A 25383-nucleotide genomic window follows, 5' to 3' on the forward strand; every position below is an offset into this window, starting at 1 on the left:
CTTAAATCTGTCTTAAAATCGAGATCGTCAGGATCGCTGTGCAATGCCGTGTATCCTTCAGCAAAGCGAGCACAGCCTCGAGGCGGAACGCGAGGTGTATGAGCGGCGTGGTGCGTTTTCGAGACGACTTGAAAGCGTACGGGCTATTGGTCGCGGCAGAGCCGCTCGCCTCCGCCATGGCAGCGTGCGCGTGCAGACGCGCGATGGCCAGGCGCCGACTGGTTGACAAGCCTTTTGCGGAAACGAAAGGGATGACAGGCGGCGTTGGCCGTGAGTCACGCAGCCGGCGTTACTTGCCAAGCCGCGCGCGCAACGCCCGCGCCGTTTCCAGCAATCCCTCGTAACCCGAACGCGCGTGATCCGGCAGGTCCGGATCACCGACCAGCGCCCCCAGTGTCTCAATTAAGCTGTACAGGATGCCCTTGGCTGCGCCGGCTGCGATATGGCCCGACGAAAGCTGTGTGTTCACGTGATTGAGCGCGGCATCCAAATGGTCGACATCCGGCCGCTCGCCACGCGCGCCTGACGACGACTGCCCACCGGGGCTCGATTCTTCCCGCATTCCGTTCTCCTGTTCAAGGATCCGATTATCCATCCCGCCTATCGTCCCCTCTTGGAAAGACATTGGCGCGACGTCGGGACTCCGGCCTGACGCTTAGATCATAACGCTTATTCACGATATCATATTGGCTCGATACACAAAATACGGCAATGCGTCAGCGTTCAGGGGGTTCGAGCAAATTGCTTTTTCGCTCGTCGTGATGTTTGGGCGGATCTGTTTCGCCGTGGTCGTCTATGGGTAAGCCCTGGGACGCGGCACGCGGTGCGCGCGGTCATCGAGGCACGGCCCCGTCCGAGCCCAGTGCCTCGGACAAAAAATCGATGAAGGTGCGCACCTTCGACGTCATGTACTTGCGGCTCGTGTAGACCGCGTACACGCGCGGCGAGAACAGCGCATAGTCTGGCAGCAGCCTGAGCAGTGCGCCGTCGCGCAACTCAGTCACGACGATCCACTCCGGCAGGTACGCCAAACCCAGCCCCGCCTTGACACATTGCAGCGCCATCGACGTGTCGTTGGTCTTGAGCACCGCGCGGTTTCTAATGGTGAACCGCCCACGCGGCCCTGACAGCTCAACCCTGTCCAGGTTCGTATAGTTCGGCAGCACGATCCGGTGCGCCTCGATGTCGAGCGGCTCGCGAGGCATGCGATGCCGAGCCAGATAATCGGGTGTGCCCACTAGCAGGAACGGCACTTCGCACAATGGCCGCACGATCAACGACGGCGACGGCTCGGAGGTGGCGCGCAATGCCATGTCATAGCCTTCCTGCGTTAGGTCGACAAAGCGATTCTCCAGTCGCAGGTCGATCAACACATGGGGAAACCTGTGCTGGTAAGCCGCGACCAAGTCCGCGAATCGCCGCGTCGCGAACCAGCCCGGCGCCGAGACTTTCAGCACACCCTGCGGCTGGCTGCTCTGTGCGCCAAGCGCCGCTTCAGCGGCCTGCAGAATGTCCAGGGCCTCGCAGCATTGTTCGTAATATACGCTGCCTGCCTCGGTTAGGCTCATGTGACGCGTAGTGCGGTTCAACAACCGGACATGGAGTTCACGCTCGAGGCTGGCGATATGCTTGCTCGTCATCGCAGTCGAGATATTCAAGCGCTCGGCCGCCTTCACGAAGCTGCCCGCTTCAGCGACTTCACGAAACACCCGGATGCTGGTGAATCTGTCCACGCTGCCCTTCCTGTTGATAAGACCGACGCGCAGATGATAGCGGGTTCGGCGCAGCGCCGTCGCCGGCTAACCGAATGGACACACGCCACGCAATCACCGTCACGATGTGCTGAACGGTCCCACCTGGCCCTCGCCGAGGCCACATAGAATGGTATAAAGCGTAGCTTTGATTATCAGGTTCAGGCAGCCATCTACTGGGCGACATGCAATGATGCCGCCCCGGCAGGCCTACAACGCACACCGGATCACGCCGAAGCGCCGCCTGAATGATCAGCCCTCGCGCGTTATAGCGAATGGTTTGTCAGTGGAAAGTAAACCCTCCGTCCACATTAACCGACTGGCCTGTGACGTTCTCCATGGTCGCAAAGAATACGGCGAGCCTGCCCATGTCCTCCGGTGTCTGTGCACGGCCTTGCGGAATCAGCGTCAATTGATGACGCGACCATGATTCCTCCACCGACTCTCCGTCGTTTTTCCATTCGTCGGAAAGCCGGTCCCACATGTCGGTCCGCACGATGCCTGGGCATATCGCGTTGACTGTAATACCCTCGCGGGCGACCTCCTTTGCCAGCGCATTGGTCAACCCAACGACCGCGAATTTCGAAGCACTGTAGTGGGCAAGATTCGGAAAACCTTCCTTGCCCGCAATCGATGCGACATTGATGATACGTCCACGCTGCTTCGACTTCATGTAAGGTAGTGCCGCCTTACAACCAAGGAATGTCCCCTTCGCGTTGACATCCATCACGAAGTCCCAGTCCTTTTCGCTCAACTCGGAGACGGGATGAATATTGAGCACGCCGGCGCAATTCACAACGATGTCGAGTCCGCCGAGTTCGTCGATTGCTTGCGCGATCATGGCATTAACCATGGCAGACTGCGTGACATCCACCTTTCTTGATGTCGCACGACGCCCCAGAGCCCGTAAGGCGGCTATCGTCTCCGCCATGGGTGCGTCGAGCAAATCGGCCACCATCACGTCGGCGCCAGCTCGCGCAAGCTCCAATGCAATACCGCGTCCAATTCCGCGCGCCCCTCCTGTAACCACAGCGACCTGACCCTGCAACGGTTCACTCATCTCACGCCTCCTTCAAAGTGTCCTGTCTGTCCCGGACCGCCTAGAGCCATCCGCGCGGCGTGCAAAGCGCGTCAGCCATCAGCGGATGGGCCACCCATTCACGCCCGTTCGGCCCGCGATGATATGGCAAGACGTATGCCAGCGCATCTCAGATCATTGTCTACGCGCGAAGAGCGTGGCATCACGGACATTGGCGCATATGAAATAAATGCTTCCGAACGCCAGAAGACACCTCTCGGTGTTGGAAGCGGAACGTATTGACGCGCCAACCTCGCACGCGAAAAGCGGCCGATGCAACGCGGACCTTGTCCAGCATGGCGTTGAGAGAGCCGAGTCATAATCATGGGACGTCTCATATGAATGAGATGAGCATCTCAATCGTATCGCCGCGCTTCGTGCCACGCTTCGTGCCGCGGCGTGCGCCACGACGGCATCAGACAGTTCGATATTCTGATGCGCACGTTGTTCCGCGCATCATGTTGTCCATTGAATATGCGCTGTCGCTGCGTAAACGATTTAGCTCACGACGAGGCATCGCTGCTGCAAACGATCGCGCTACTGCAATCGATGGAAACCGACGCCGCGATCCGATTGCTGGGTGAATGGCTGCCGCATGTCACCTCTGTGTCGATTGGTTGCGCAACGGTCATGAGCAGGCCGCACAGCGCGGCCTGCCGCCCATCCGGTCAACCCGTGCGGCGATCGCCGCACGAGACGTCGTGCTGTAGCGCCCGCTGGCGTGCGAGCACCGGTGCGAGCGCCGCGCCGGTATGGCTGTGCCGGACCTTTGCAAGCGCCTCGGGCGCCGCGGCGGCCACCACCGTCCCGCCGCCGGCGCCGCCTTCCGGGCCCAGGTCGATGATCCAGTCCGCCTCGGCGATCACATCAAGGTCGTGCTCGATCACGACGACGCTGTGCCCGGCATCGACGAGCCGGTGCAGCACGTGGATCAGCTTCGCGACATCGGCCATGTGCAGGCCGACCGTCGGCTCATCAAGCACGTATAGCGTATGCGGGACGCGCTGGCCGCGTCGCGCGACGTCATCACGGACCTTGCTCAACTCGGTGACGAGTTTGATGCGTTGCGCCTCGCCCCCGGACAACGTCGGCGACGGCTGTCCCAACGTCAAGTAGCCCAGACCCACGTCCTTCATCAACTGCAACGGATGGGCAATCGATGAAATCGCGCCAAAAAACTCGACTGCCTCGTCAATCTCCATGGTCAGCACGTCACCGATGCTGCGGCCGTGCCACGTGACAGCCAGCGTCTCCGGATTGAACCGTTGCCCGTGACAAACATCACACGGCACCTTGACGTCCGGCAGGAAGCTCATGCCGATCGTGCGCACGCCCTGTCCTTCGCACGCTGGACAACGGCCGTCGCCAGTGTTGTACGAAAAGCGCGATGCCTGGTAGCCGCGCGCCCGCGCCTCCAACGTCTGCGCAAACAGCTTGCGGATCGCATCCCAGACGCCAATGTACGTGGCCGGACAGGAGCGCGGCGTCTTGCCGATCGGCGTCTGGTCCACTTCCAGCACCCGATCGATGCTGTCCCAGCCGGTAATCGACTCACAACCGCGCCACAGATGACGGACACTGATACGCGGACGGGCGTCGGTGCGTGCTAGCACGCTCGCGCGTCGGGCGCGCGCCGACACGTTGTCGGCGTCACCCTGCGCCGCTTTGCGCGCGCGACGCTCCGCTGGCGATGACAGCACCGAGCGCCCGACTGCATCGAGCAGGTTCGCCATCAGAACATCGCGAGCGAGCGTTGACTTGCCGGAACCCGATACGCCCGTGATCGCGACCAGCCGTGCCAGCGGAATCTCGACCGTCACATCGCGCAGGTTGTGCAGCGACGCGCGTTGCACGCTTAGCCAACGTGACGGCGCCGTGCGGCCGGCCGCCTCGACAGCGCGTCTCGGCTGCAACGGGTGCACGATCGGTTGCGCGAGATAGCGGCCCGTCAATGACCGCGGGTCCGCCGCGATGTCGGCGACACGGCCGGATGCGACGAGCGTACCGCCGCGCTTGCCGGCGCCGGGCCCGATGTCGATGATATGGTCCGCGCGCCGGATCGTGTCCTCGTCGTGCTCGACGACGACCAGCGTGTTGCCCTTCTCGCCGAGCTTGCGCAGCGCATCCAGCAAGATTCGGTTGTCACGCGGATGCAGTCCGATCGTCGGTTCGTCCAGCACATAGCACACCCCCTGTAGGTTGCTGCCAAGCTGCGCGGCAAGGCGGATGCGTTGAGCTTCGCCACCGGACAGGCTTGGTGCCGCGCGATCCAGGCTCAGGTAGCCCAGCCCGACCTCTTCGAGAAATTCGAGCCGACTTTGTATCTCGCTGACGACATCGCGCGCAATCTCCGCATCGCGCCCACCCATCCGCAATTGACTGATCCAGTGCCGTGTATCCGATACCGTCCACTGCGCGACGGCAACGATGGGCTGACCGGCAAACGTGATCGCCCGTGACACGTCGTTCAGCCGCGTGCCGCCACAATCCGGGCAAGGTTTATCGCCGACGCCTTCGGGCTCTTGCTCCTCCGAAGGCAGCGTTTGCTCACGACCACGATCATCACCGCCAACGACCGTGTCATCGAACGCGGCGCGTTGCTCGCGTGTCAGTTTTAAACCGGTACCCACGCATGTCGTGCACCAGCCATGCTTGCTGTTATACGAGAACATACGCGGATCCAACTCAGGATAGCTGGTGCCACACACCGGGCATGCGCGCTTGGTTGAGAACACCTTGATCGCGCCAATATCAGCGCCCGAGCTGCCGCGTGTCATGCCGTCGAGCAGGCCATCCAGCGGCGCAAGCACGTGCATCACTCCCTTGCCCACCTCGAGCGTGTCCGCGAGCAGGCGCCGCAACTCACCTTCGTGATCCGCCGACACGACCAGATCGGCGACCGGCAGTTCGATCGTATGCTCGCGGAAGCGGTCCAGCTTCGGCCACGGATCGACACTGACAAACGCACCATCAACACGCAGGTGCGTATTACCCCGTGCCTTCGCCCACTTGGCCAGGTCTGTATAGACGCCCTTGCGGTTCACGACGAGTGGGGCGAGCAAGCCGATATGCTGTCCCTTGTAGTCACGCAGCAACTGTGCGGCGATCGACTCGATGCTCTGCGACGCAACCGGCGTGCCGTCATGCACACAATGCTGCACGCCCAGCTTCACATACAGCAGACGCAGGAAGTGCCACACTTCGGATGTCGTCGCGACCGTGCTCTTGCGGCCGCCGCGCGACAACCGTTGCTCGATTGCGACGGTCGGTGGAATACCATACACCGCGTCGACTTCCGGCCGGCCCGCGGGCTGCACGATCGAGCGGGCATACGCGTTCAGCGACTCGAGATAGCGGCGCTGCCCCTCATGGAACAAAATGTCGAACGCGAGCGTCGACTTGCCTGAGCCCGACACCCCAGTGACCACGTTGAACTTACCGTGGGGGATATCAACATCGAGTGACTTCAGATTGTGCTCGCGCGCGTTAACGATCCGCACCGCCTGTTCAGTGCTCGCGCGTCGCACCCGCGCCGCTGCCAATGCCGTTTGCAGCGCGACGCCGGCGGCAGCGGCCTCGCCGGCCAGGTACGGCACCGACGACTCGTTCACGCCATGCGGACCGGACAACGCCGCACTGTCGCCGCCTGCCTGCAATGCCCGATCGTATTGCAGCAGCGCCTGACCCGTGTGCGACTGCGCGCAGCGCTTCACCTCTTCTGGCGTGCCACTGCACACGAGCTTGCCACCCGCATCACCGCCACCGGGACCGAGATCGATCAGCCAATCCGCCGCACGGATTACATCAAGGTTGTGCTCGATCACAATCAGTGAATGACCACGCTCGAGTAGCTTACCGAACGCACGCATTAGCTTCGCGATGTCGTCAAAGTGCAAGCCGGTGGTCGGCTCGTCGAACATGAATAACCGTGCCGGCACGGCGCCCGCCCCCCGGCTCGGCGCGGTCTCGGCGAGAAAACCGGCAAGCTTGAGCCGCTGCGCTTCGCCGCCGGACAGCGTCGGCACGGGCTGCCCGAGTTTCACATATTCGAGCCCGACGTCGATGATCGGCTGCAACACGCGCAGCACTTCCGTATCGCTGGCGAACAGCGCCACCGCCTCGCTGACCGTCAGCCCCAGTACGTCGGTGATCGACAGGTGGCGCGACGCGCTGCCTGGCGCCGTGCGCTCGATCTTCACATCCAAGACTTCCGCGCGATAACGCTTGCCGTCGCAATCCGGGCAGCGCAGGTACACGTCGCTGAGGAACTGCATCTCGACATGCTCGAAACCCGAGCCGCCACATGTCGGACAGCGCCCGTCTCCGGCATTGAAACTGAATGTGCCGGCCGTGTAGCCGCGCTGCAGCGCGAGCGGCGCCTTGGCAAACAGCTTGCGGATTTCGTCAAACGCGCCCACATAGCTGGCCGGGTTCGACCGCGCCGTCTTGCCGATCGGTGACTGGTCCACGAACACGACGTCGCCCAGTGCGTCGGCGCCGCGCAGCGCACGATAAGCGCCCGGCGCGTCAGTCGGCTTGCCAAAGTGGCGCGCCAGGGCCGGGTGCAGCACATCCTGCAGCAGCGTTGATTTGCCGGAGCCGGACACACCTGTCACACACACCAGCCTCTGCAGCGGAATCTCGACAGTGACGTCACGCAAGTTGTGCTCAGTCGCCCCTTCGAGCACTAGTCTTCGCGTCTGCGCATCGACGGGTCGACGCAGCCACTCGGACGCATCGGCGACACGCTTGCGGCCGCCCAGATACGCGCCGGTCAACGTTGACGCGTCGCGTACGTCAGCCGGCGTGCCATCGTAGACGATCGTACCGCCGCGCTCGCCCGGACCGGGGCCCATGTCGATCAGGCGGTCGGCCGCAAGCATCACGAGCGGATCATGCTCGACGACCACCAGTGTGTTGCCGGCATCGCGCAATCGCTGCATCGCCTCCACGATCCGGCCGAGGTCGCGCGGGTGCAAGCCGATGCTGGGCTCGTCCAACACGAACAACGTATTGACCAGCGACGTGCCCAGCGCGGTCGTCAGGTTGATCCGCTGCACCTCGCCGCCGGACAGCGTGCGACTCTGCCTGTCCAGCGTCAGGTAGCCCAGACCGACGTCGCACAAGTAGCGCAAGCGGGTCCGCACTTCGGCCAACAACAGCTTCAGTGCATCGTCGAGCAACAGACTCGGCAGCGTTAGCTCGTCGAAAAAACGGCGGATGCGCTCGATCGGCATCAGCATCAGATCATGGATCGTCAAGCCGGGCAACGCTTCGAGCTGCGCACGCGTCCAGTCAACGCCGCGCGGCATGAACCGCTGCTCGCGCGGTAACACCATGTCCGCGTTGGCTTGTGTGCCGAGCCGCCACAGCAGCGCGTCGGTCTTGAGCCGTGCGCCGCCGCACGTATCGCACGGCGTATAGCTGCGATACTTCGACAGCAGCACGCGGATATGCATCTTGTACGACTTCGATTCCAGATAATCGAAGAAACGCCGTACGCCATACCACTGCTGCTGCCAATCGCCGTCCCAATCCGGCGAGCCGTTGATCACCCAATCGCGGTGCTGCGCGGACAACTGCGCCCACGGCGTGTCACGCGGGATGCCCGCGCGCGCCGCGTAACGTATCAGGTCGTCCTGGCACTCCTTCCACGCGGGGGTCTGCATCGGCTTGATCGCGCCATCACGCAGCGACTTGCGCTCGTCTGGGATCACCAGTCCAAGGTCGATGCCGATCACGCGGCCAAAACCGCGACACTTGTCGCACGCGCCATAGGCCGAATTGAACGAGAACAATGCCGACTGCGGCTCCGCGTAGCGCAAATCACTATCCGGGCAATGCAGGCCGGTTGAGAAGCGCCAGGTCTGCGCGGGCACGTCACTGTGCTCAGGCACCTGCACGTCAACGCGTCCGCCGCCGCGCTTGAGCGCCGTCTCGATCGCTTCCACGACTCGCGCCTTGTCAGCGTCGTGCACGCGGAAACGGTCCGCCACGACGTCCAGCAGCTTACGGGAACCGGACGCGGTGGCAACCACGCGCTGCGCATGCACGCGCGTATAACCGCTTGCCGACAGCCACTGTTCGACTTCCGCCTCCGTTGCGGTGTCCGGCAGTTCAACCGAGAATGTTATGATCACCCGTGGATTACGTTCGCGCGTGCGTTCAACAAGCTCCGCGTAGATCGTCTCGGGCGTATCGTGGCGCACCCGCTGCGCGGTCTGCCGGTCAAACAGTTCCGCAGCACGCGCATAGAGCAATTTCAGATGGTCGTTCAACTCGGTCATCGTGCCGACGGTCGAACGTGAGCTGCGCACCGGATTCGTCTGGTCGATCGCGATGGCCGGCGGCACGCCATCGACCCGGTCCACTTGTGGCCGGTCCATGCGGTCTAGGAACTGACGCGCATACGCGCTGAAAGTCTCGACATAGCGCCGTTGCCCTTCCGCATATAGCGTGTCAAAAACGAGACTCGACTTGCCGGAGCCCGACGGTCCGGTCACCACTGTCATCTCGCCCGGGTACAAGTCAAGATCGAGGTTCTTCAGGTTATGCTGGCGTGCGCCACGGATACGGATTGAGTTCGAGGAAGACAATTTATCCGACCATTTTAGGGTATTCCCCGATACTGTACACGCATACAGTATTTTTGTCTTCTAGGATCGTATCAGCGACTAGCATGACGGGCCGCACTAGGCGACAGATCGTCGCATCCGCCTACGCCGCACCACGACCGACGCGCCACGCAACCGCTACCCCCGTCACACGTGACATTGATGAGACAGGCGGCCGCCTGCGCCCGGCGCCACGATATCGTCTCGCACGATCCACAGATACCACGTGCGCATTCTAATCGACACGTCGGATGCCCGTGTTTGTGCTGACGTTATGCGAGTGCCCATTGAGTCCATGCTGCCATTGCAGCACGCCAACCCCCTATGTCAGAAAACTCCGGCGCGTGCATATAAAAAACGCCAAGAGGGGGCGCGCGCCCGACACTCAACCGTGCCCCGGCGCTGGCCCGCTGCTGCAGCCGGCCGACATCCGGCTATAGATGTCGTTTTTACGGCAGCCAGCCGAACATTTACACACCGTTTTTTGGCGAGTGGACAATGCAGATTCCCACTTGGAGAACGCCATGTCTGATCTGTCCGTCTTGAAATATTCGATCCGCCATAGCAGCGAAAAAGGCCGCGAAAGGCAGCAAACACTTCACCGCCGCCTGCGCGTGCGCCGATGGCTGGACGCGCTGGCGCTGACCGGCGTCGTCATCGCAACGGCAACGATCGGCACAGGCCATCCGACGCTCGGACTGGGCCTCTATCTCGCTTCAACACTGCCCCTTGTATTCCATGGGACATAATGCGCCAGCAACGCGATCGAAGGCGAACCATGCGCTGGATAGGCGCTGCCACGCTTATGCGGCCCCGGCCAACGTGCGCCGCGCCAGCATCAGTCGCCGATCCCACTGACCGAGCATCCGTGCCGCAACCGGTGGTTTGCTCAGGATGGCGCTGTCATAGCACTTGTCAGCAAATCGCATCACGTCTACGAAGCGAAATCCCTGTGAACGATAGAACGCGATCAGGTGCGATGCCGGATACGGGGTATCGAGCGCAAGCGCCGCGTAGCCGCGGGTGGCCGCCCAATGCTCGGCGAACGCCAGCAGCATCGTGCCGAGCCCGCGTCCCTGCCATGCCGGATCGATGCCAAACTGACGCAGCGTCGCAACATCACGCAGCCGATAGTAAGCGCATGCGGACTCGGCATCGCGTGCGTACAACGTCATTGTGCCAATTGGCGTAGGGCCGTATGCTACGACGAAGCAATCGCCGGCCTGCGCACGCTGCATCGTCGAGGTGACCGACTGGCCGACGCAGGCGCAGTTTAGCTCCATGGCCCCAAGGCGAGCGAATGCACGATGCAGCATGGCAGTCAACGACGCATAGGAATCCACGCGTGGGTCGAACCGTCTGAGTGTGATGCCTCGTCCGACTGTCCACGCCTTGCTATCATCGACATACGCGCGCTGCAATGACATGCGACCTCCCACATTGAATCAGTTGTACGAAGTCTAGAGCCCGGTTTTGTGGCGTCGCAAGAAAAAATACCGTAAAAATAGCGGCGACCGTCGCCGCGACGCGCGCCGCGCCGTCAGGCCGCGTGGCTACCACGGGCCGCGCAGATGCCGATCGTGCTGCGCTCGTTATATTCGCGCCAGTAGCGATATTGATCGTTGTATTGCCGTCAATGTCATTGTTGATCGTTATATTGCCGCCAGTATCGTTGCTGATCGTTATATTGGCGCCAGTATCGTTGCCGGTCGTTGTATTGCCGCCAATACCGTTGCTGATCGTTATATTGGCGCCAGTATCGTTGTCGATCGTTATATTGCCGCCAGTACCGCTGCTGATCAAGACGTGCCCGCTCGCTCGTGCTGTCGCTGATGCGCATGCGCCAATCGTCGTTTCCGTGCTGCATGGTGCCAGGCTCCACGGCCACGCATCGAAGCGCGTACGCAAGGGCCATCGCGGCCAACAGCATCGCTCGTTTCTTGTGCACGACATTCTCCATTGCATGGCCTATGCAGGACGTGGCACGGTAGCGCGGCATCGCGCTACCGTGCCGAAACGACTTCGCATGCGGCGCGCCGGCAACGCAGTACCTAATACAAAATTCGTCAAGCCGGTTATGCTTTCAGATACATTGGCAAACCCTGGCGAACCATACATGGGCAACCCCAGCAAGACGGTGCAGAAAACAAGCGATGCCGAAGGCATGCTTGACGTCGGCAACGGCCATTCGATCTACTGGCGCGAATTAGGCAATCCGCAGGCGCAGCCAATCGTCGTGCTGCACGGCGGTCCCGGCGGCGCGACGAGCTTGGGCTGGGCCGACCATCTCGATGCGACGCGCTGGCGGATCGTCTTCTTCGACCAGCGCGGCTGCGGTCGCTCCACGCCGTTCGGCGAACTAGAGCACAACGGCATCGTGGATCTAGTGGGCGATATCGAAAAACTGCGCGAACACTTGCGGATCGAGCGCTGGGCCGTGTTCGGCGGCTCATGGGGCACGACGCTCGCACTCGCCTATGGCAGCACGCATCCGCAACGCTGTAGCGGATTTCTGTTGCGCGGCGTCTACCTGGCGCGCAAGCGTGATCTGGCCATCGAAAATTCGCGATGCGACGACTTGCTGAACGAAATAGTCGATGCCATGACCAAATGTATCGATCTCTCCAAGTACTGTCGCAACGGGTGTTTGGTCAGCACGACCAGCGATCCGCCAGGCACCATGGTGCGCTCGATCTCGGCGAGGATCGCGGCAAGATCGGGTGAGGTTTGGAGCGCCCATTTCGATACGATCACGTCGAATACCTGGTCGTCGAATGGCAACGACTCGCCACTTGCCTGCACGATAGTCGCGCCCGGATTGCGGCGTCGCGCAAGCTCGCATAACTGCGCCGCCGGCTCCACGCCGAACAACGTCGCGCCTCGCGCACCGAGTGCGTGCAAATCGTCGCCCGCGCCGCAGCCGATGTCCAGCACGGTCAACCCAGTCAGGTCGCCGGGCACCAGGCCGTGGAATAGGCGTGAACTGTCTTGGTTCTGGTCTTGCGCATCCTGCGCATAACTGTCAGGGAAGCAATCGTACTGGCGGCTCAGATCACCGGTCCGATGATCCGTCGACAACAGTTGCGCTTCCATATCGCTTCCTCTTCAAGATTCGGCATGCCAAGTGACTCTTCCACGCCGGAATCGTAAGGACGCCGACCTGTGCCGACAAAACCGAACGCGAACCGATCGAAGCACTGCCGACGTAGCTTGTCGGCAAAGCAGCCGCCATAGGCGGCGTTGCCAGGCAGCTCAGTGCTCCTATTGCCGTCAGAACGCGTAACGCTGGCTGCGGTTGACGTGCTTAAAGCGAAGCATGTCATGGTGGCCAGGCACCTTGATTGCGACGACGTCCATGCCGCATTGGCCGGTACTCGGATGGGTCTTGCAAACCACTGGATATTTCACGTTCGCGACATCCTCCACCGTCATTCCCTCCTTCTGGGCGGCCACGACGCAACTAGATGTGCCGACGTAGCTGGTGAACTACCATGGTGTATTCGCTAGTGGATGGGTTACTGCAACGCCGAAATTTCAATAGGGGCGATTCAGACTCGCTGAACACCCTCTATTCGGCTGTACTTACGCGCATTGGGGAAATCGCTGAAATCAATATCTGTTAACCGGAGAGAGGCATGGACAAGCACACTCACCCATACGAGTTTCGGCGCGCTGCACGGGCTGGTCTGTATGATCAGCCAACTGCCGGATACTGTGAAGGCTATGTGCAAGCGAAACTGATGATTCTTCCACACGAATATGCCGCTGATTTCGCGAGGTTTTGCGCACTAAATCCGCGCGCGTGTCCATTGCTTGCCGTCGGAGAAGTTGGCAGCTGGAACTTGCCAACGTTAGGCGAGGACATTGACATTCGAACTGACCTACCGCGATACACCGTGTATCGAAACGGCAAGCCCTCTAATTCACTGACCGACCTCAATAAGGTGTGGAGAGGTGACCTCGTCGTTTTTGCACTCGGATGCTCGTTTTCATTCGATCATCTGCTTTTGAAAAACGGTTTACCCGTGCGACACATTGAGTTAGGCGGAAGCGCTCCTGTGTTCGTTTCGAACATCGATAATCATCGAAGCGGCCCCTTTGGCGGAAAACTCGCTGTTTCGATGCGCCCGTTCAGCGTGGCGCAAACCATTCAAGCTATCGAAATCACAAGTCGTTATCCGCAGGTACACGGTGCGCCGGTTCACTTTGGCAATCCTTTGGAAATCGGAATCACAGATGTTGGCCAGCCTGATTTCCCCGGGCTGCCGGCCGTGCGAACCGGTGAAATTCCTGTCTTTTGGGCTTGCGGGCTTACCCCGCAAGTCGCCGTGATGGCAGCTGAGCTTCCGTTTGCTATCGGTCATGCTGCGGGGCACATGTTGATTACGGACATCTCAATTGAAACGCTTTTATCCTGACAGGTTGCAGACGCTATCGACTCCACGAAGACACTTCATTGCCGACTCTCAGACTCGGCGACGGAGTCATCCGCCTATCATCAAAGCTGCGGAGCGTTTCATGCAGTTTTACTAGGCTTCGGTGGCCGCTAACAGTGCTTTGTTGGACGTAGGATCGAAGTCATTCGTCGAGGTAACGCAGACCGCATCAGAAGATGTCAGCTTGAACACAGAAAACTACAGGCTACATGTGGACAAAATTTGCTGAATCGGGTTTTCGTTGGCAACGGTCGGTCCGGTCAATGCCCGCAGGCTCAGCAACATCGTAGCGTTATGCCACGATATAGAGCACCATCGACGATGGATTCCATTGAACCTCGAATTCGGCTGGACATACCTGTTAAGGCGTGTCTAGCCCAGCGCATGTGTAGCTCGGGCAGCGTCTGATCGACGCCTTCACCGCGCCGCTGCCCTGCTGCCCTGCTGCCCTGCTGCCCTGCTGCCCTATCCTGCGCTGCCGGCGGCATGAGGCGGTTCAGACGTCGGCGTCACTTAATAGAATATATAAATTGCATTTATAAAACTAATCAAATTTACCTAACATCCTGCCGCCGACATACTGGAGTCCTGGATCGAAACCCTACAAACAGGAGGACCGAATGTCGATCATCAACAGCCGGATCAAGCCGTTCAACGCAACCGCCTATCACAACGGTCAATTCGTGCCGGTCAGCGACCAGACACTCAAGGGTAAGTGGTCGATGATCGTCTTCTATCCGGCCGATTTCACCTTCGTCTGCCCGACCGAACTCGGTGATCTGGCTGACCGATACGCTGAGTTTCAGCATCTCGGTGTCGAGATCTACAGCGTATCAACCGACACGCATTTCACACATAAAGCGTGGCACGACACGTCGGACACGATCGGCAAAATCGCCTATCCCATGATCGGCGACCCGACGCAGGCGATCTCGCGCAACTTCGAGGTGCTCGTCGAAGAGGAAGGCATGGCGCTACGGGGCACGTTCGTCGTCAACCCAGAAGGCGAAATCAAGTTATGCGAAATCCATGACAACGGCATCGGCCGCGACGCCGGTGAATTGTTACGCAAGGTGCAAGCGGCCCAGTATGTCGCTGCGCATCCGGGCGAAGTCTGCCCTGCGAAATGGTCTCCCGGCGCGCAAACGCTCAAGCCGTCGCTGGGCCTGATCGGAAAGATATGACGCAAGACACCGCATGACGCGCGGCGCCGTTACCACGAAGGCGCCGCGTGCCCCAATATCTACCAATTAGAACTGACATGCTCGACGCAACCCTGAAGAGTCAACTCAAAACGTACCTGGAAAAGGTCAACCGACCAATCGAAATCGTCGCATCGGTCGACGACAGCGACAAGTCGCGCGAACTGCTCGCGCTGCTCGACGATATTGCGTCGCTGTCCGGCCACATCCGTGTCAACGTGCGGCGTGACGACGAACCGCGCAAGCCGTCGTTCTCGATTGGTGAGCCGGGCAAGCCCAGCGGCATCCGTTTTGCGGGCATCCCGCTCGGCCACGAGTTCACGTCGCTGGTGCTTGCGCTGCTGCAAACCGGCGGACACCCATTGAAGCTCGACGATGCGCTAATTCAGCAGATCCGTGAACTGGACGGAGACTACCAGTTCGAAACGTATTTTCCGCTATCCTGCCAAAACTGCCCGGAAGTCGTGCAAGCGCTCAACCTGATGACATTGATCAACCCACGCATCCGGCATGTCGCGATCGATGGTGCGCTGTTTCAGGATGAGGTCCAAGCCCGGCAAATCATGGCGGTGCCCATGATGTTCTTAAACGGCGAGCTGTTCGGTCAGGGCCGCAGCGGCATCAAGGATATCCTCGCCAAGCTGGACAGCAGCGCAAGTGAGCGCACGGCGCAGTCGCTACAGAACAAGCCAGTGTTCGACGTACTGATCGTCGGTGGCGGACCGGCGGGCGCGGCTGCGGCCATCTACGCCGCACGCAAGGGTATCGCCACGGGGATGGTGGCCGAACGCTTCGGCGGGCAGGTGCTCGATACGCTAGCCATCGAGAACTTTGTGTCGGTGCAGGAAACAGAAGGACCCAAGTTCGCCACGGCGCTCGAACAGCACGTAACACAGTACGACGTCGACATCATGGATACGCAACGCGCCGACGCACTGATTCCCGGCCCCGTGCATCAGGTGCGGCTCGCCAGCGGCGCGGTGCTGAAGGCGAAAACCATTGTACTCGCCACCGGCGCGCGTTGGCGCGAGATCGACGTGCCAGGCGAGCGAGAATATCGCAACCGCGGCGTCGCCTATTGTCCGCACTGCGATGGGCCCCTCTTCAAAGGCAAGCGTGTCGCCGTCGTGGGAGGCGGCAATTCGGGCGTCGAGGCGGCCATCGACTTGGCGGGCATCGTCAGTCATGTCACGCTGCTCGAATACGGCCCCCAGTTACGCGCCGACGCGGTGTTGCAGCGCAAGCTGCACAGCCTATCCAACGTCACGGTGATCACACAAGCACAGACTACCCAGATCATGGGCAACGGTAGCAAGGTGGACGGGCTGACGTACCGGGATCTTCGCACAGGTGAATCGCAACACATCGAACTGGCGGGCGTGTTCGTGCAAATCGGCCTGGTACCCAATACGGAGTGGCTGAAGGGCACAGTCGAGTTGTCGACGCACGGCGAAATCGTCGTCGATGCCAAGGGGGCAACGTCGGTACCTGGGGTATTCGCTGCCGGCGACGTGACCACGGTGCCGTTCAAGCAGATCGTGATCGCCATTGGCGAAGGAGCGAAAGCGTCGCTCGGCGCGTTCGAACACCTAATCCGTCATGCCGACCCGGTGGTGATCGAGCCGTTGCCCGCCAGTAAATTGCAGGCGGCGTGACGACAGAGTGCCGGGGCGGGGGTGGCCGCCCCGGCATCCATGACGGTGAACGCTGAAGAATGACCCGATAGTGAAGGTGGGGGAACGCCCTCGCTTGCCGCGATGTTCGGCGAATCGCCTCCGGAACATGGCCAACCGGCAGCGGGCGGCGCCCGGGGAACGTAGCCGAACATATTGGCCACAAACGGCACCCGCGATAGCCCATGTCAACCGCGCGGTGTCGGCGACGGCAGTGTCTCGAAGTCCCAACCGATACTGGCATACGCACGTGCGGCCCTTTGAGGGTCCGACGACCGTCTGGCATCATCGAAATCATGCGCCGGTCCAACTGTCATCGATGCCACACCATTAATTACCGAACCGAAGCAATTTACCGAAGCAAGATACATCTCACCCGACCTGAGATGTTCAATAGCATCGCGTCCGAATACCCTGCTTTCGACCAGATGCGCCCCCGTATAGGTTTGCGTACCGGAGCACAACCCTTTCATATTCGCAATGACCTCGTCATGCGCGTGATCTGATATGCCAATGTTCTGTTTCTCCAATAGGCCACTGATCTGTCGCACCGCGGGAGGGTAATACTTGGCTTCAGGATGCTGGGCAAAGACGGCGGCCTGGCTCGTCACGTTTCTGCGTCTTGCCATCGACTTGCGGCACGCGAGCGCGGGCAGTTCAGCCAACATTCCATCTGGCTTTGAACCGGCACGTGCTAGCCCCTGTCCCGCGACTTCACTACGTGTATTCAGCTCATTGTGAAACGACAAGGAATCCACCTGCGACGAGCCTGGATTAATCGTATTAACTTGCATGGGGGCCTCACTACTAAACTGTCAAACAAAGGCATCTGACTTGACGGAAATGCAACATGTAATGTCTCAACAATGTCATTCATGCTCAATCAGATTAGGTTTTCTCACATAACCAATATTCAGGATAGCGATATAAAATACTTTTTAGCGAAGTCTCGACGATCTCATGATTATTGACTAGCATTTCTAATTAAAAAATGCTGCACCGCCTTGAAAACAACGATACCTCAGATTCGGCTGACAGTTCTGCGGCACCGCGTCACCCCTGCGGCGCTGCGTCACAGTATGGCGACAGCGTATGCTCTATACTTCTTCGCGGGATAGGTTAGAGACCGCTGAACGATGGTCCATATACGTGATCGCATAATCATGCACAACGGCGACCTTTGCGGTGAATCCGCATAACATCCTTTCGACCAGTGTGCCATCCGCGTTTAACGTTGCTCCGCTACCAATGGATTGATAACCGGCTTCATCCATGCAGGATACAGCATGCGCGGCATACCCGATGTTGATGTCGTGTCACGGTAGCAAAGCGCCCGCTCGGTGCGATTCATCGCGCGCCATGCGACAGGCCCGTACGTGGGCCTGATTTACGGCATCGGCGCTCAAGGGCTCCCGAATAACCTCACCTTTGCGGCGCCCGCTGCTGCGTCGCACCGGCATCCCACGCCCCTGTCCCGAATGCTCTCACCTTCGGGATGTCGGGCCGCCTATCTGCATCACGCTCGCCTGGTAGGGTTCGTTCGGATCTCAAATGGCCCGCGCCAATTCTTCGACTTGCAGAACGTCGGCCATCGCGTGGTCAGCGACTACGTTGTACCCTCGGCGAGCGCTCGCCGAGCCGCCACGACCGACCAGCGGGTTGGAACATCATTGCTGACAGCGCGGCATTGGAAAGCATGCTGCCCGGCCACTGCCCTGGCTGGGCGATGCTGCGTGGCATCCTCGTCGCGGAAGGCGTAAAAACCGAGGCGCGACTACGCGGCGCCTTGGTCACCGCCGTGGCCGATGCGCGCAGTCAGCACTCACTTCAGCAACTTGTCCAGCCATTCGACGTAGCGATCGGCGAAACCTTGCAAGAACTGCTTCGTTCTGGCGTTCGCAATGTCGCCATCGGCATTGAACGTATCGTCCTTGACGTGCAGGAAGACCTCGGGTTGACCGAGCGTGGGCACATCTAGGTACGCCAGTACGTTGCGCAGCTGCTGCTGGGCGATCGCCGTACCGATCGTGCCAATTGAAGCGCCTGCCACCGCAGCCGGCTTGCCAGCAAACGAGCTCTTGCCATACGGACGGGAGGCCCAGTCGATCGCGTTTTTCAACACGCCGGGCAGGCCGCGGTTGTACTCGGGGGTGAAGAACCACAACGCCTGCGCCGCCTCGATGTCAAGCTTTAGCCGGCTGACCGGCTCCGGCATCTGCACTTCCAGATCCTCACTAAACAATGGCAACGTGGCAATATCGATGAACCGGCACTCGAGCCGGTCGCCCGCCAGCCGCGCGAGCGCATGCGCGAGCTTCTTGTTCCACGAATCCACGCGGATACTTCCGACTATTACCGCAACTTTGTAGGCCATCACGCCCTCCTTCGAACGGGTGGATAGAACAATGCACGCCCATACTGACCATCGCGCGCGACTTCTCCTCACTATAGCGGCGCTGAATAAAAGTATCGAGCAGCGCGTCCGATACATTCGGACAACATCGGCCAACATTGCCCAGGCTCACACGCGCTGCGCGCGTCAGCATGCTGCATCGGCGCAATCACCCGTTACACCTTCAGGCGTTTGCATACAACCGTGATGTACGCGCATGGCCGTCCTGAGCCATTGTTCTACGGAAAGGCGCCGTCTTTACGCCGGTGCCCCGACTAATTCACAGGAGAATTCGCATGGAATATGCCATCCCGACGATTCAGCGCCTGCGCGCGCTCGTGCTCACCGCAGCCGTACCCGCCGCGCTTGCCGCGTGCGTGGTGGAGCCCGCACGCCCGCCGCAACCGGCCCCCGTCGTGGAGATGGTACCGGGCGGTCCCATGCCGGGATACCATTGGACTAAGGGCCACTATCGTGTGGGACTACGATCACTGGAAATGGGTGCGCGGACACTGGGCGCCCAATGATTAATCTTCTTGCTTTTCGCGTGTTAGTGGCTACGATCATTCAATTAGGGCTGGCAGCCCGCCCAGCCCTGGATGATGCGCCGTGGCGCGGCCGTGCGCACCGCCCCCGTCCGCGCCACGCGGGGAGCCTATCATGGAGATCATTTTCGTCAATACACCGCCGGAATTCCGCGACTGGAATCTGGCCGTGGGGTTCACCGCGAAGGTCGATGACCGACAAGTCGATTGCTCGATCTCGGCAGAAGCGCTCGAGGACCATTTCGGCGCGGAGTCAACCGATCCGGGCGACCTGTTGGCGGCGTTCGACCGGCACCGCGCGGCGATCGAGCATGCCGCATTTAACGTGCTTCAAGGTTCGGGTTTCAACGAGATCTTGTTGCGTAGCGGCTACCTGCGCTTCCAGCAATGCCGCGAAGCGGCACGCGCGACACAGTGTGGCTGACGCCGCGCCTCTATCACGTTGGTTACGCCGGATCACCGGTCACGGTCGAGGTCAAACGGTGTCTGTGCGCAACCGCGAAGGAGCACACGATGCGCTTGACAATCCTAGTTAACGGTAGCGACCCGCAGACTCGCGACGACCTCGCGGTGTTGTGGCCCGATATTGACGAACGCGTCTGGTCACGGGAATCGCACAGTGGCATCGATCTGCCGTCATGGGGACGGCTGCGCGATGAGGACGACACGATGCTGCTGTGCGGCCCCGAGGAAAACGCCCCACTGTGCACGCTGCACGGCTTGCGCTTCGGGCGTGGCGTGCGCGCCGCGATCGAGCATGGCGCCGCCGCCTGGGTCAGCCTCCGCAGCGGTGAGCCCGTGGACGGCCGCTGGCACCTGCAGACGGTCAACTGCGAAGTCGAACCGACCGAGCCCAGCGAATTGCGCCACTAACGGCGTGGCGTCAGCGACGCACCAACGGCACAGAAACTGCGGCAGCACGGCGCGCCCGCCGTCGCAGCCGTCGCTGCACCCGCCAACGACGGCGCAATGGCTCACCGATGGTCCGATGTGCACGCCAGGACTCCACGAGCTGCCATGATGCGAGCGCCAGGCCGCTGAACACGACCTCGCGCATGCGCTTGGTCACCGCCAGCGACATCGCGGTCGCCGCATCGATCCCCAGCATCTGCGCCAGCACGAGCACCGCCGCCTCTTGCACCCCAAGACCGGCCGGCACGATGAACGCGGCGTGGCGTACCGCCTGGGTCAGCGCCTCGATAGCCAGCGCCGCGCCGATCGATACGGGATGACCCAGCAGCGCCAATGCCCAATACGTTTCCAGTGCGCCGATCACGTAGCCGGCCAATTGCCATGCGAACGCTGACGCCAACGTCGCCGCACGCGTAAGCACCGCGTCGATGCGGCAATCCAATGCGGCGCCATCGACGCCGGCCAGCAACCGGTGACCAGCCCCAAACAATCGTTTCGCGAAACGGTCGAGCTTATCGAACAAGCCGCCGCGTCGCAACAACACCACGCACACGATCGGTATCGGCAACGACAATACGAGGCCGACGACAATCGGGGTCAGCGAACCGTGGTGCGAAGCCTGCAAAAAGATCAGCACGATGCCCAGCACCGAGAACACGTACTGGACCGCGATCGTGGTCAGCACCTCGACAACCACCGACGCGGCCACCAGGCTCGCATCGTTGACGCGCCACGCGGCCAGCCGGATACCGACCAGTTCACCGCCGATGCCCGCGGACGGCAGCATCCGAGACACGGCTTCGCGCACGGTCGCTGCCCAGGTCAGGAACAACAGCGACGCACGCCGCTCTAGCAGGATTCGCCATGCTTGCGCATCGAATGCAAGCGGCACGATGTGAAACGGCACCAGCCATAACAACGCAAAGCCCGCCTGCGACAGCGGCTGGCTCACGTCATGCACGCCCTCATGCCACAGCAACGCGACGAAGATCGCGATGCCCAGAGGCCAACTCAGTGCGCGCAGCAACTTCATGCGAGTGCCTCGCGATTCGTGCCGGCCCGGGCTGGCAGCACATCGCGGAAACCGCCGCACCGCACGTTCGCCGCTGCCAGCGCCGCGGCAACACGCGGCGACAGCAGCGCGTCGAGTTCATCCGCATGGCGGTAATCGCGCATCGACGGCGTGATGGCCTCCTCGCCCGGCACGGCCGGATGCAGATAGATCTCGCCGACCCCGGGCGGCAGATGCGCGATAGCCGCGAGCAGCGCGGCCTCGTCCATCTGACCACTGCGGGCAATGCCCACTACGTAGTCGTTGTACGCGATCCCGGCACGCCGCAGCCGCGACTGGACCAGCGCGATCCACGGCCGCAGCAGCAGCGGCGCGTCAGCCTCTCGCGGCAGCCGCATCGCGTGCATGCCGTAATCGCGGCCGATTTTGACAATCAGCGACAAGACGGTCGGGTGCAGGTGGAAATGCTTGTGCGTATTGACGTGGTCCAGCGTCAAGCCAGTCGCCGCGAACGCGTCGAACTGCGCGCGGATCTCGCGGGCCAGTTGCCGGCGCACATGCGGCAGGAAAAAGAACCGGGCCCCATCGCGCGCCATCGTATTGCCAAACCGGCCGTGGGCGTCGACCAGGGACGCGATGCGCTCACGCGGCAGCATCGCATTGCCGTCGGCCAGCACCAGATGCAAGCCGACACGCAGCGACGGCATCCGACGCGCACGCTCGAGCGCATCGCGCGCGGCTGGCGCGGCCACCATTAGGCTTGCCGCATTCAAGATGCCATCGCGATGCGCGCGCTCGACCGCCTCGTTCACGCGCGGATGCAGCCCGAAGTCGTCGGCGGTAACGATCAATGCGCGGGCCGGCGACTGTGTCACGCCTCGCGTGCTCGTAGGAAACGGAAGAACTCGACCCCCTCGCGCAGCCGGCGCTTCATCATTTCCCAGCTCGTTAGCATCTCCCGCACGATCTCCCATATTTTTGACGGCCGGAAATAGAACCGCTTATAGAACTCCTCGAGGCCGTGATAGATGTCCTCGCGCGACAGATGCGGGTAACCGATCGCCGCCAACTGCACGCCCTCGTGGCTGACCAGGTTGATAACCTTGTTTTCCTCCAGCCAACCGTTCTCGACGGCCTGCTTGTACAGTGTCGTTCCGGGGTACGGCGCAGCCAGCGACACCTGGATCGTATGCGGGTTGATCTCCTTCGCATACGCAATGGTTTTTTGAATCGTCTCGCGCGTTTCCCCGGGCAGACCGAGGATGAACGTGCCGTGAATCTTGATGCCCAGCTTGCGGCAGTCCTCACTGAAACGGCGTGCGATATCGGTGCGCAATCCCTTCTTGATGTTCAGCAAGATCTGATCGTCGCCAGACTCGTAGCCGACCAGCAACAGCCGCAGACCGTTCTCCTTCATAATCTTCAGCGTCGAATACGGCACGTTCGCCTTGGCATTGCACGACCACGTGACACCGAGCTTGCCGAGCCCGCGCGCGATTGCCTCCACGCGCGGCTTGAAGTCGGTGAACGTGTCGTCGTCGAACATGATCTCCTTGACTTCAGGCATGTTGTCGCGAATCCACTTCACTTCCTCCAGCACATTCTCGACCAAGCGTACCCGATAGCGATGCCCACCGACCGTTTGTGGCCACAGGCAGAACGTGCAGCGCGAGCGGCAGCCACGGCCGGTATAGATCGACACGTACGGATGCTTCAGGTAGCCGATGAAATAGTTGTCGATCTTCAGGTCGCGCTTGTAGATAGGCGCCACGAACGGCAACTCGTCCATGTTCTCGATCATCGGTCGCGGTGGATTGTGCTCGATCGAGCCATCGGCCAGCCGGTACGACAGGCCGGTGACGTCCTTCAACGGCCGGCCTTCGGCGACTTCCTTGCACGTATAGTCGAACTCCTCGCGGCCGACCCAGTCGATCGCCGCACTCGCGCTGAGCGAGCCATGCGGATCGACCGCCACTTTCGCGCCAACCATGCCAATCATCACCGACGGCTTGCGCTCCTTGAGCTTCTGCGCAAACAACGCGTCGGTTGGGAACGACGGCGTGCTCGTGTGGATAACGACCAGGTCATAGCCTTGCGCGATATCAAGCGTCGCCCCGACCGATAGGCCGTCAGCCGGCGCATCGAGCACGCGGCTGCCCGGCACCATCGCAGCGGGCTGCGCGAGCCACGTCGGGTACCAGAACGAGCGTATTTCGCGCTTGGCCTGATAGCGTGATCCGGCGCCGCCGTCAAAACCGTCAAACGACGGAGCCTGCAAGAAAAGCGTCTTCATTTAGTCAAATGCTCCGCAATGTGCGATGAACGCCGCACCCGTTCCCCAAAACCATGACCTTGATCCGTCGGACCGCGCGCCACTACAGCGACTCACGTTTGCGCGACGGTAATGGCGTGCCGACCAGCGGCACGCGCGAGCCGCGCCAGTATACGTGCGAGCCGACCGCAGCGCTCAACCATTGGCCCAACAACAACATGTCGCGCAACGGCACCAGCGGCACATCGCGCAGGAAGGCGCGCACGGTGCGCGCGCCGTGGTCCCGAACCACCTCGCCGGTGATGTAGATGCCACGCCAGTGCAGCACTAGCCGCGCGAGCAAACCGATGCCGGCCAGCACCGCGGCAACGCCGCTCAACAGCGTCTGGGACGCGGGCCGGGCCAGCGCGAGTGCGGCAGCCACGGTCAACCACGGCGATGTGAACGTGACGAACAGGAAACCGAAACCGAGCGGATTGATCGAGCGGATCGTGCGCAACCAACGCGTTTCACGCCGCCACAGCGCACTGAAATGCGACTCCGCGACGTCGGTGGACACGGTGATGTCGGACAACACCGTCGCGAGCCCAATTTCGCGTGCGTGCTCGGCCAACCAATAATCGTCCGCAAGGCAGTTCTTCAACCGCTGGAAACCGCCAATTGTATCAAGGGTCTGCCGCCGCAGCGCCAGCGTCGAGCCGAAACCGAAGCGGGTCGATCCGCCAGCATGCGCGACCCGCACCGATGGCGCGAACCAGTCGTTGACAAACATCGCGCCGAGCCGCGTCCACCACGGACCGACGCCGTGTGCCCGGTACAGGCACGTGACCACGCCCACAGCCGGATCGGCCAGCGGCGCGCACACCGAGGCCAGATAATGCGGCTCCACCGCGATATCGCTGTCGGCAAGGACAATCGTATCGTAGCGGGCGTGTGCAGCCAGGTTGATCAAATTGCTGACCTTCAGATTGCTGCCATGCACGTGCGGATCGACACACAGTCGGATGTCGCATGCCGGATAAGCCGCTTGCAGCCGTTCGACGACCGCGATTGCCGGATCGTTCGAGGAGTGAACGCCACAAAGCAATTCGAAGCACGGATGATCCTGCTCGCAGAACGTCGCGAGATTCTCGAACAGCCGCGGCTCTAGCCCACATAGCGGCTTGAGCACGCTGACCGACGCAAGCGGCGCGCCTAGCGCATTCAACCGTGCCTGATGCGAGGGTCGACGCCCGCGCAGCGACGCCGCTGCGGCGATCACGGCGTACAACACCGCCATGGCGGCGACGGTCACGATTAACCAGGACGCGAGATTTGCGATGACTGCCATCACACAGTATGACGCATGCCACCTTGGCGACATGCGTCGTTTTCATTCATTCTTGCCAGCCCAAGCCGGACCGGGACAACGTTAAAGTAATCAACCAAAGCAACATGAAAGGCTATTTTCTGCTACATCAAGTGTACGCAGTATTCTGATGACGTGCCCGTTCACC

The 25383-nt window shown here is 61.2% G+C and carries 20 protein-coding genes and 2 pseudogenes; 10 read left to right on the top strand and 12 right to left on the bottom strand.

Features of this window, described 5'->3' with window-relative positions:
* Positions 1-289: 289 nt before the first annotated feature.
* From B0B13_RS03570 to uvrA, 4 genes are all read right to left on the bottom strand, one after another.
* Positions 290-562: a hypothetical protein gene (locus B0B13_RS03570; protein ID WP_076794606.1), complete on the bottom strand. Its 273-nt coding sequence runs from the start codon at positions 560-562 to the stop codon at positions 290-292.
* Between the two features lie 271 nt (positions 563-833).
* On the bottom strand, positions 834-1733 hold the full coding sequence (locus tag B0B13_RS03575; protein ID WP_076794368.1) for a LysR family transcriptional regulator: 900 nt from the start codon (positions 1731-1733) through the stop codon (positions 834-836).
* Positions 1734-2034: 301 nt separating this feature from the next.
* The gene (locus tag B0B13_RS03580) at positions 2035-2811 is read right to left on the bottom strand and encodes an SDR family NAD(P)-dependent oxidoreductase (RefSeq protein ID WP_076788225.1); all 777 of its coding nucleotides are present in this window, start codon (positions 2809-2811) and stop codon (positions 2035-2037) included.
* 686 nt (positions 2812-3497) lie between these two features.
* Complete coding sequence (gene uvrA, locus B0B13_RS03590; RefSeq protein WP_076794370.1) at positions 3498-9425, bottom strand: excinuclease ABC subunit UvrA; 5928 nt, start codon at positions 9423-9425, stop codon at positions 3498-3500.
* Between the two features lie 542 nt (positions 9426-9967).
* On the opposite strand from uvrA, the gene B0B13_RS03595 reads away from it, so the two are divergent.
* Positions 9968-10192 carry a hypothetical protein gene (locus tag B0B13_RS03595; protein WP_076788657.1) on the top strand — a complete coding sequence of 75 codons (225 nt, stop codon included), beginning with the start codon at positions 9968-9970 and terminating at the stop codon, positions 10190-10192.
* Positions 10193-10246: 54 nt separating this feature from the next.
* Here B0B13_RS03595 and B0B13_RS03600 read toward each other — a convergent pair whose 3' ends face one another.
* Positions 10247-10870 (bottom strand): GNAT family N-acetyltransferase, encoded by a 624-nt coding sequence (locus B0B13_RS03600; protein ID WP_076794371.1) that lies wholly within the window; start codon positions 10868-10870, stop codon positions 10247-10249.
* A gap of 46 nt (positions 10871-10916) precedes the next feature.
* Between B0B13_RS03600 and B0B13_RS17675 the strand changes: the two genes are divergently transcribed.
* Both B0B13_RS17675 and B0B13_RS19720 read left to right on the top strand, forming a co-directional pair.
* On the top strand, positions 10917-11276 hold the full coding sequence (locus B0B13_RS17675) for a hypothetical protein (protein WP_139337293.1): 360 nt from the start codon (positions 10917-10919) through the stop codon (positions 11274-11276).
* A 331-nt stretch (positions 11277-11607) separates the two neighbouring features.
* Positions 11608-11958: pseudogene (locus B0B13_RS19720) on the top strand (alpha/beta fold hydrolase); the annotation flags it as partial.
* Positions 11959-11969: 11 nt separating this feature from the next.
* Here B0B13_RS19720 and B0B13_RS17045 read toward each other — a convergent pair.
* Positions 11970-12536 (bottom strand): class I SAM-dependent methyltransferase, encoded by a 567-nt coding sequence (locus tag B0B13_RS17045; protein WP_083703633.1) that lies wholly within the window; start codon positions 12534-12536, stop codon positions 11970-11972.
* Between the two features lie 228 nt (positions 12537-12764).
* On the opposite strand from B0B13_RS17045, the gene B0B13_RS19725 reads away from it, so the two are divergent.
* From B0B13_RS19725 to ahpF, 4 genes are all read left to right on the top strand, one after another.
* Positions 12765-12950 (top strand): carbonic anhydrase, encoded by a 186-nt coding sequence (locus B0B13_RS19725; RefSeq protein ID WP_353615409.1) that lies wholly within the window; start codon positions 12765-12767, stop codon positions 12948-12950.
* 128 nt (positions 12951-13078) lie between these two features.
* Complete coding sequence (locus tag B0B13_RS03610; RefSeq protein WP_076794373.1) at positions 13079-13861, top strand: putative hydro-lyase; 783 nt, start codon at positions 13079-13081, stop codon at positions 13859-13861.
* Between the two features lie 638 nt (positions 13862-14499).
* A complete protein-coding gene (ahpC, locus tag B0B13_RS03615; protein WP_076794374.1) occupies positions 14500-15063 on the top strand; it encodes an alkyl hydroperoxide reductase subunit C in 564 nt (187 codons plus the stop codon).
* Positions 15064-15140: 77 nt separating this feature from the next.
* Positions 15141-16736, top strand: coding sequence for an alkyl hydroperoxide reductase subunit F (ahpF, locus tag B0B13_RS03620; protein ID WP_076794375.1), 1596 nt, complete (start codon positions 15141-15143; stop codon positions 16734-16736).
* 206 nt (positions 16737-16942) lie between these two features.
* On the opposite strand, the gene B0B13_RS03625 is transcribed toward ahpF, so the two are convergent.
* Both B0B13_RS03625 and B0B13_RS03630 read right to left on the bottom strand, forming a co-directional pair.
* Positions 16943-17548 (bottom strand): hypothetical protein, encoded by a 606-nt coding sequence (locus B0B13_RS03625; protein WP_237574049.1) that lies wholly within the window; start codon positions 17546-17548, stop codon positions 16943-16945.
* A gap of 1028 nt (positions 17549-18576) precedes the next feature.
* The gene (locus B0B13_RS03630) at positions 18577-19128 is read right to left on the bottom strand and encodes an NADPH-dependent FMN reductase (protein ID WP_076794376.1); all 552 of its coding nucleotides are present in this window, start codon (positions 19126-19128) and stop codon (positions 18577-18579) included.
* A 314-nt stretch (positions 19129-19442) separates the two neighbouring features.
* Between B0B13_RS03630 and B0B13_RS03635 the strand changes: the two are divergent.
* The 3 genes and pseudogenes from B0B13_RS03635 (at position 19443) to B0B13_RS03645 (ending at position 20564) form a co-directional block, all read left to right on the top strand.
* Positions 19443-19677, top strand: a pseudogene (locus tag B0B13_RS03635) (YXWGXW repeat-containing protein).
* 129 nt (positions 19678-19806) lie between these two features.
* On the top strand, positions 19807-20115 hold the full coding sequence (locus tag B0B13_RS03640; protein WP_076794377.1) for a DUF1488 family protein: 309 nt from the start codon (positions 19807-19809) through the stop codon (positions 20113-20115).
* A gap of 89 nt (positions 20116-20204) precedes the next feature.
* The gene (locus tag B0B13_RS03645) at positions 20205-20564 is read left to right on the top strand and encodes a DUF3564 family protein (RefSeq protein WP_076794608.1); all 360 of its coding nucleotides are present in this window, start codon (positions 20205-20207) and stop codon (positions 20562-20564) included.
* 10 nt (positions 20565-20574) lie between these two features.
* Here the strand turns inward: B0B13_RS03645 and B0B13_RS03650 are convergent, their stop codons facing one another.
* The 4 genes from B0B13_RS03650 to hpnI all read right to left on the bottom strand — a co-directional run bounded on the left by B0B13_RS03650 (position 20575) and on the right by hpnI (position 25217).
* Complete coding sequence (locus tag B0B13_RS03650) at positions 20575-21636, bottom strand: lysylphosphatidylglycerol synthase domain-containing protein (protein WP_076794378.1); 1062 nt, start codon at positions 21634-21636, stop codon at positions 20575-20577.
* Positions 21633-22490 carry a hopanoid biosynthesis-associated protein HpnK gene (gene hpnK / locus B0B13_RS03655; protein WP_076794379.1) on the bottom strand — a complete coding sequence of 286 codons (858 nt, stop codon included), beginning with the start codon at positions 22488-22490 and terminating at the stop codon, positions 21633-21635. Before hpnK ends, B0B13_RS03650 begins: the two co-directional genes overlap by 4 nt.
* Positions 22487-23908 (bottom strand): hopanoid biosynthesis associated radical SAM protein HpnJ, encoded by a 1422-nt coding sequence (gene hpnJ, locus B0B13_RS03660; RefSeq protein ID WP_076794380.1) that lies wholly within the window; start codon positions 23906-23908, stop codon positions 22487-22489. Before hpnJ ends, hpnK begins: the two co-directional genes overlap by 4 nt.
* An 82-nt stretch (positions 23909-23990) precedes the next feature.
* Positions 23991-25217: a bacteriohopanetetrol glucosamine biosynthesis glycosyltransferase HpnI gene (gene hpnI / locus B0B13_RS03665; RefSeq protein ID WP_076788244.1), complete on the bottom strand. Its 1227-nt coding sequence runs from the start codon at positions 25215-25217 to the stop codon at positions 23991-23993.
* Positions 25218-25383: the final 166 nt, after the last annotated feature.

This window comes from Burkholderia sp. b14 (genome assembly GCF_900156195.1).
Taxonomy (GTDB): Bacteria; Pseudomonadota; Gammaproteobacteria; order Burkholderiales; family Burkholderiaceae; genus Mycetohabitans.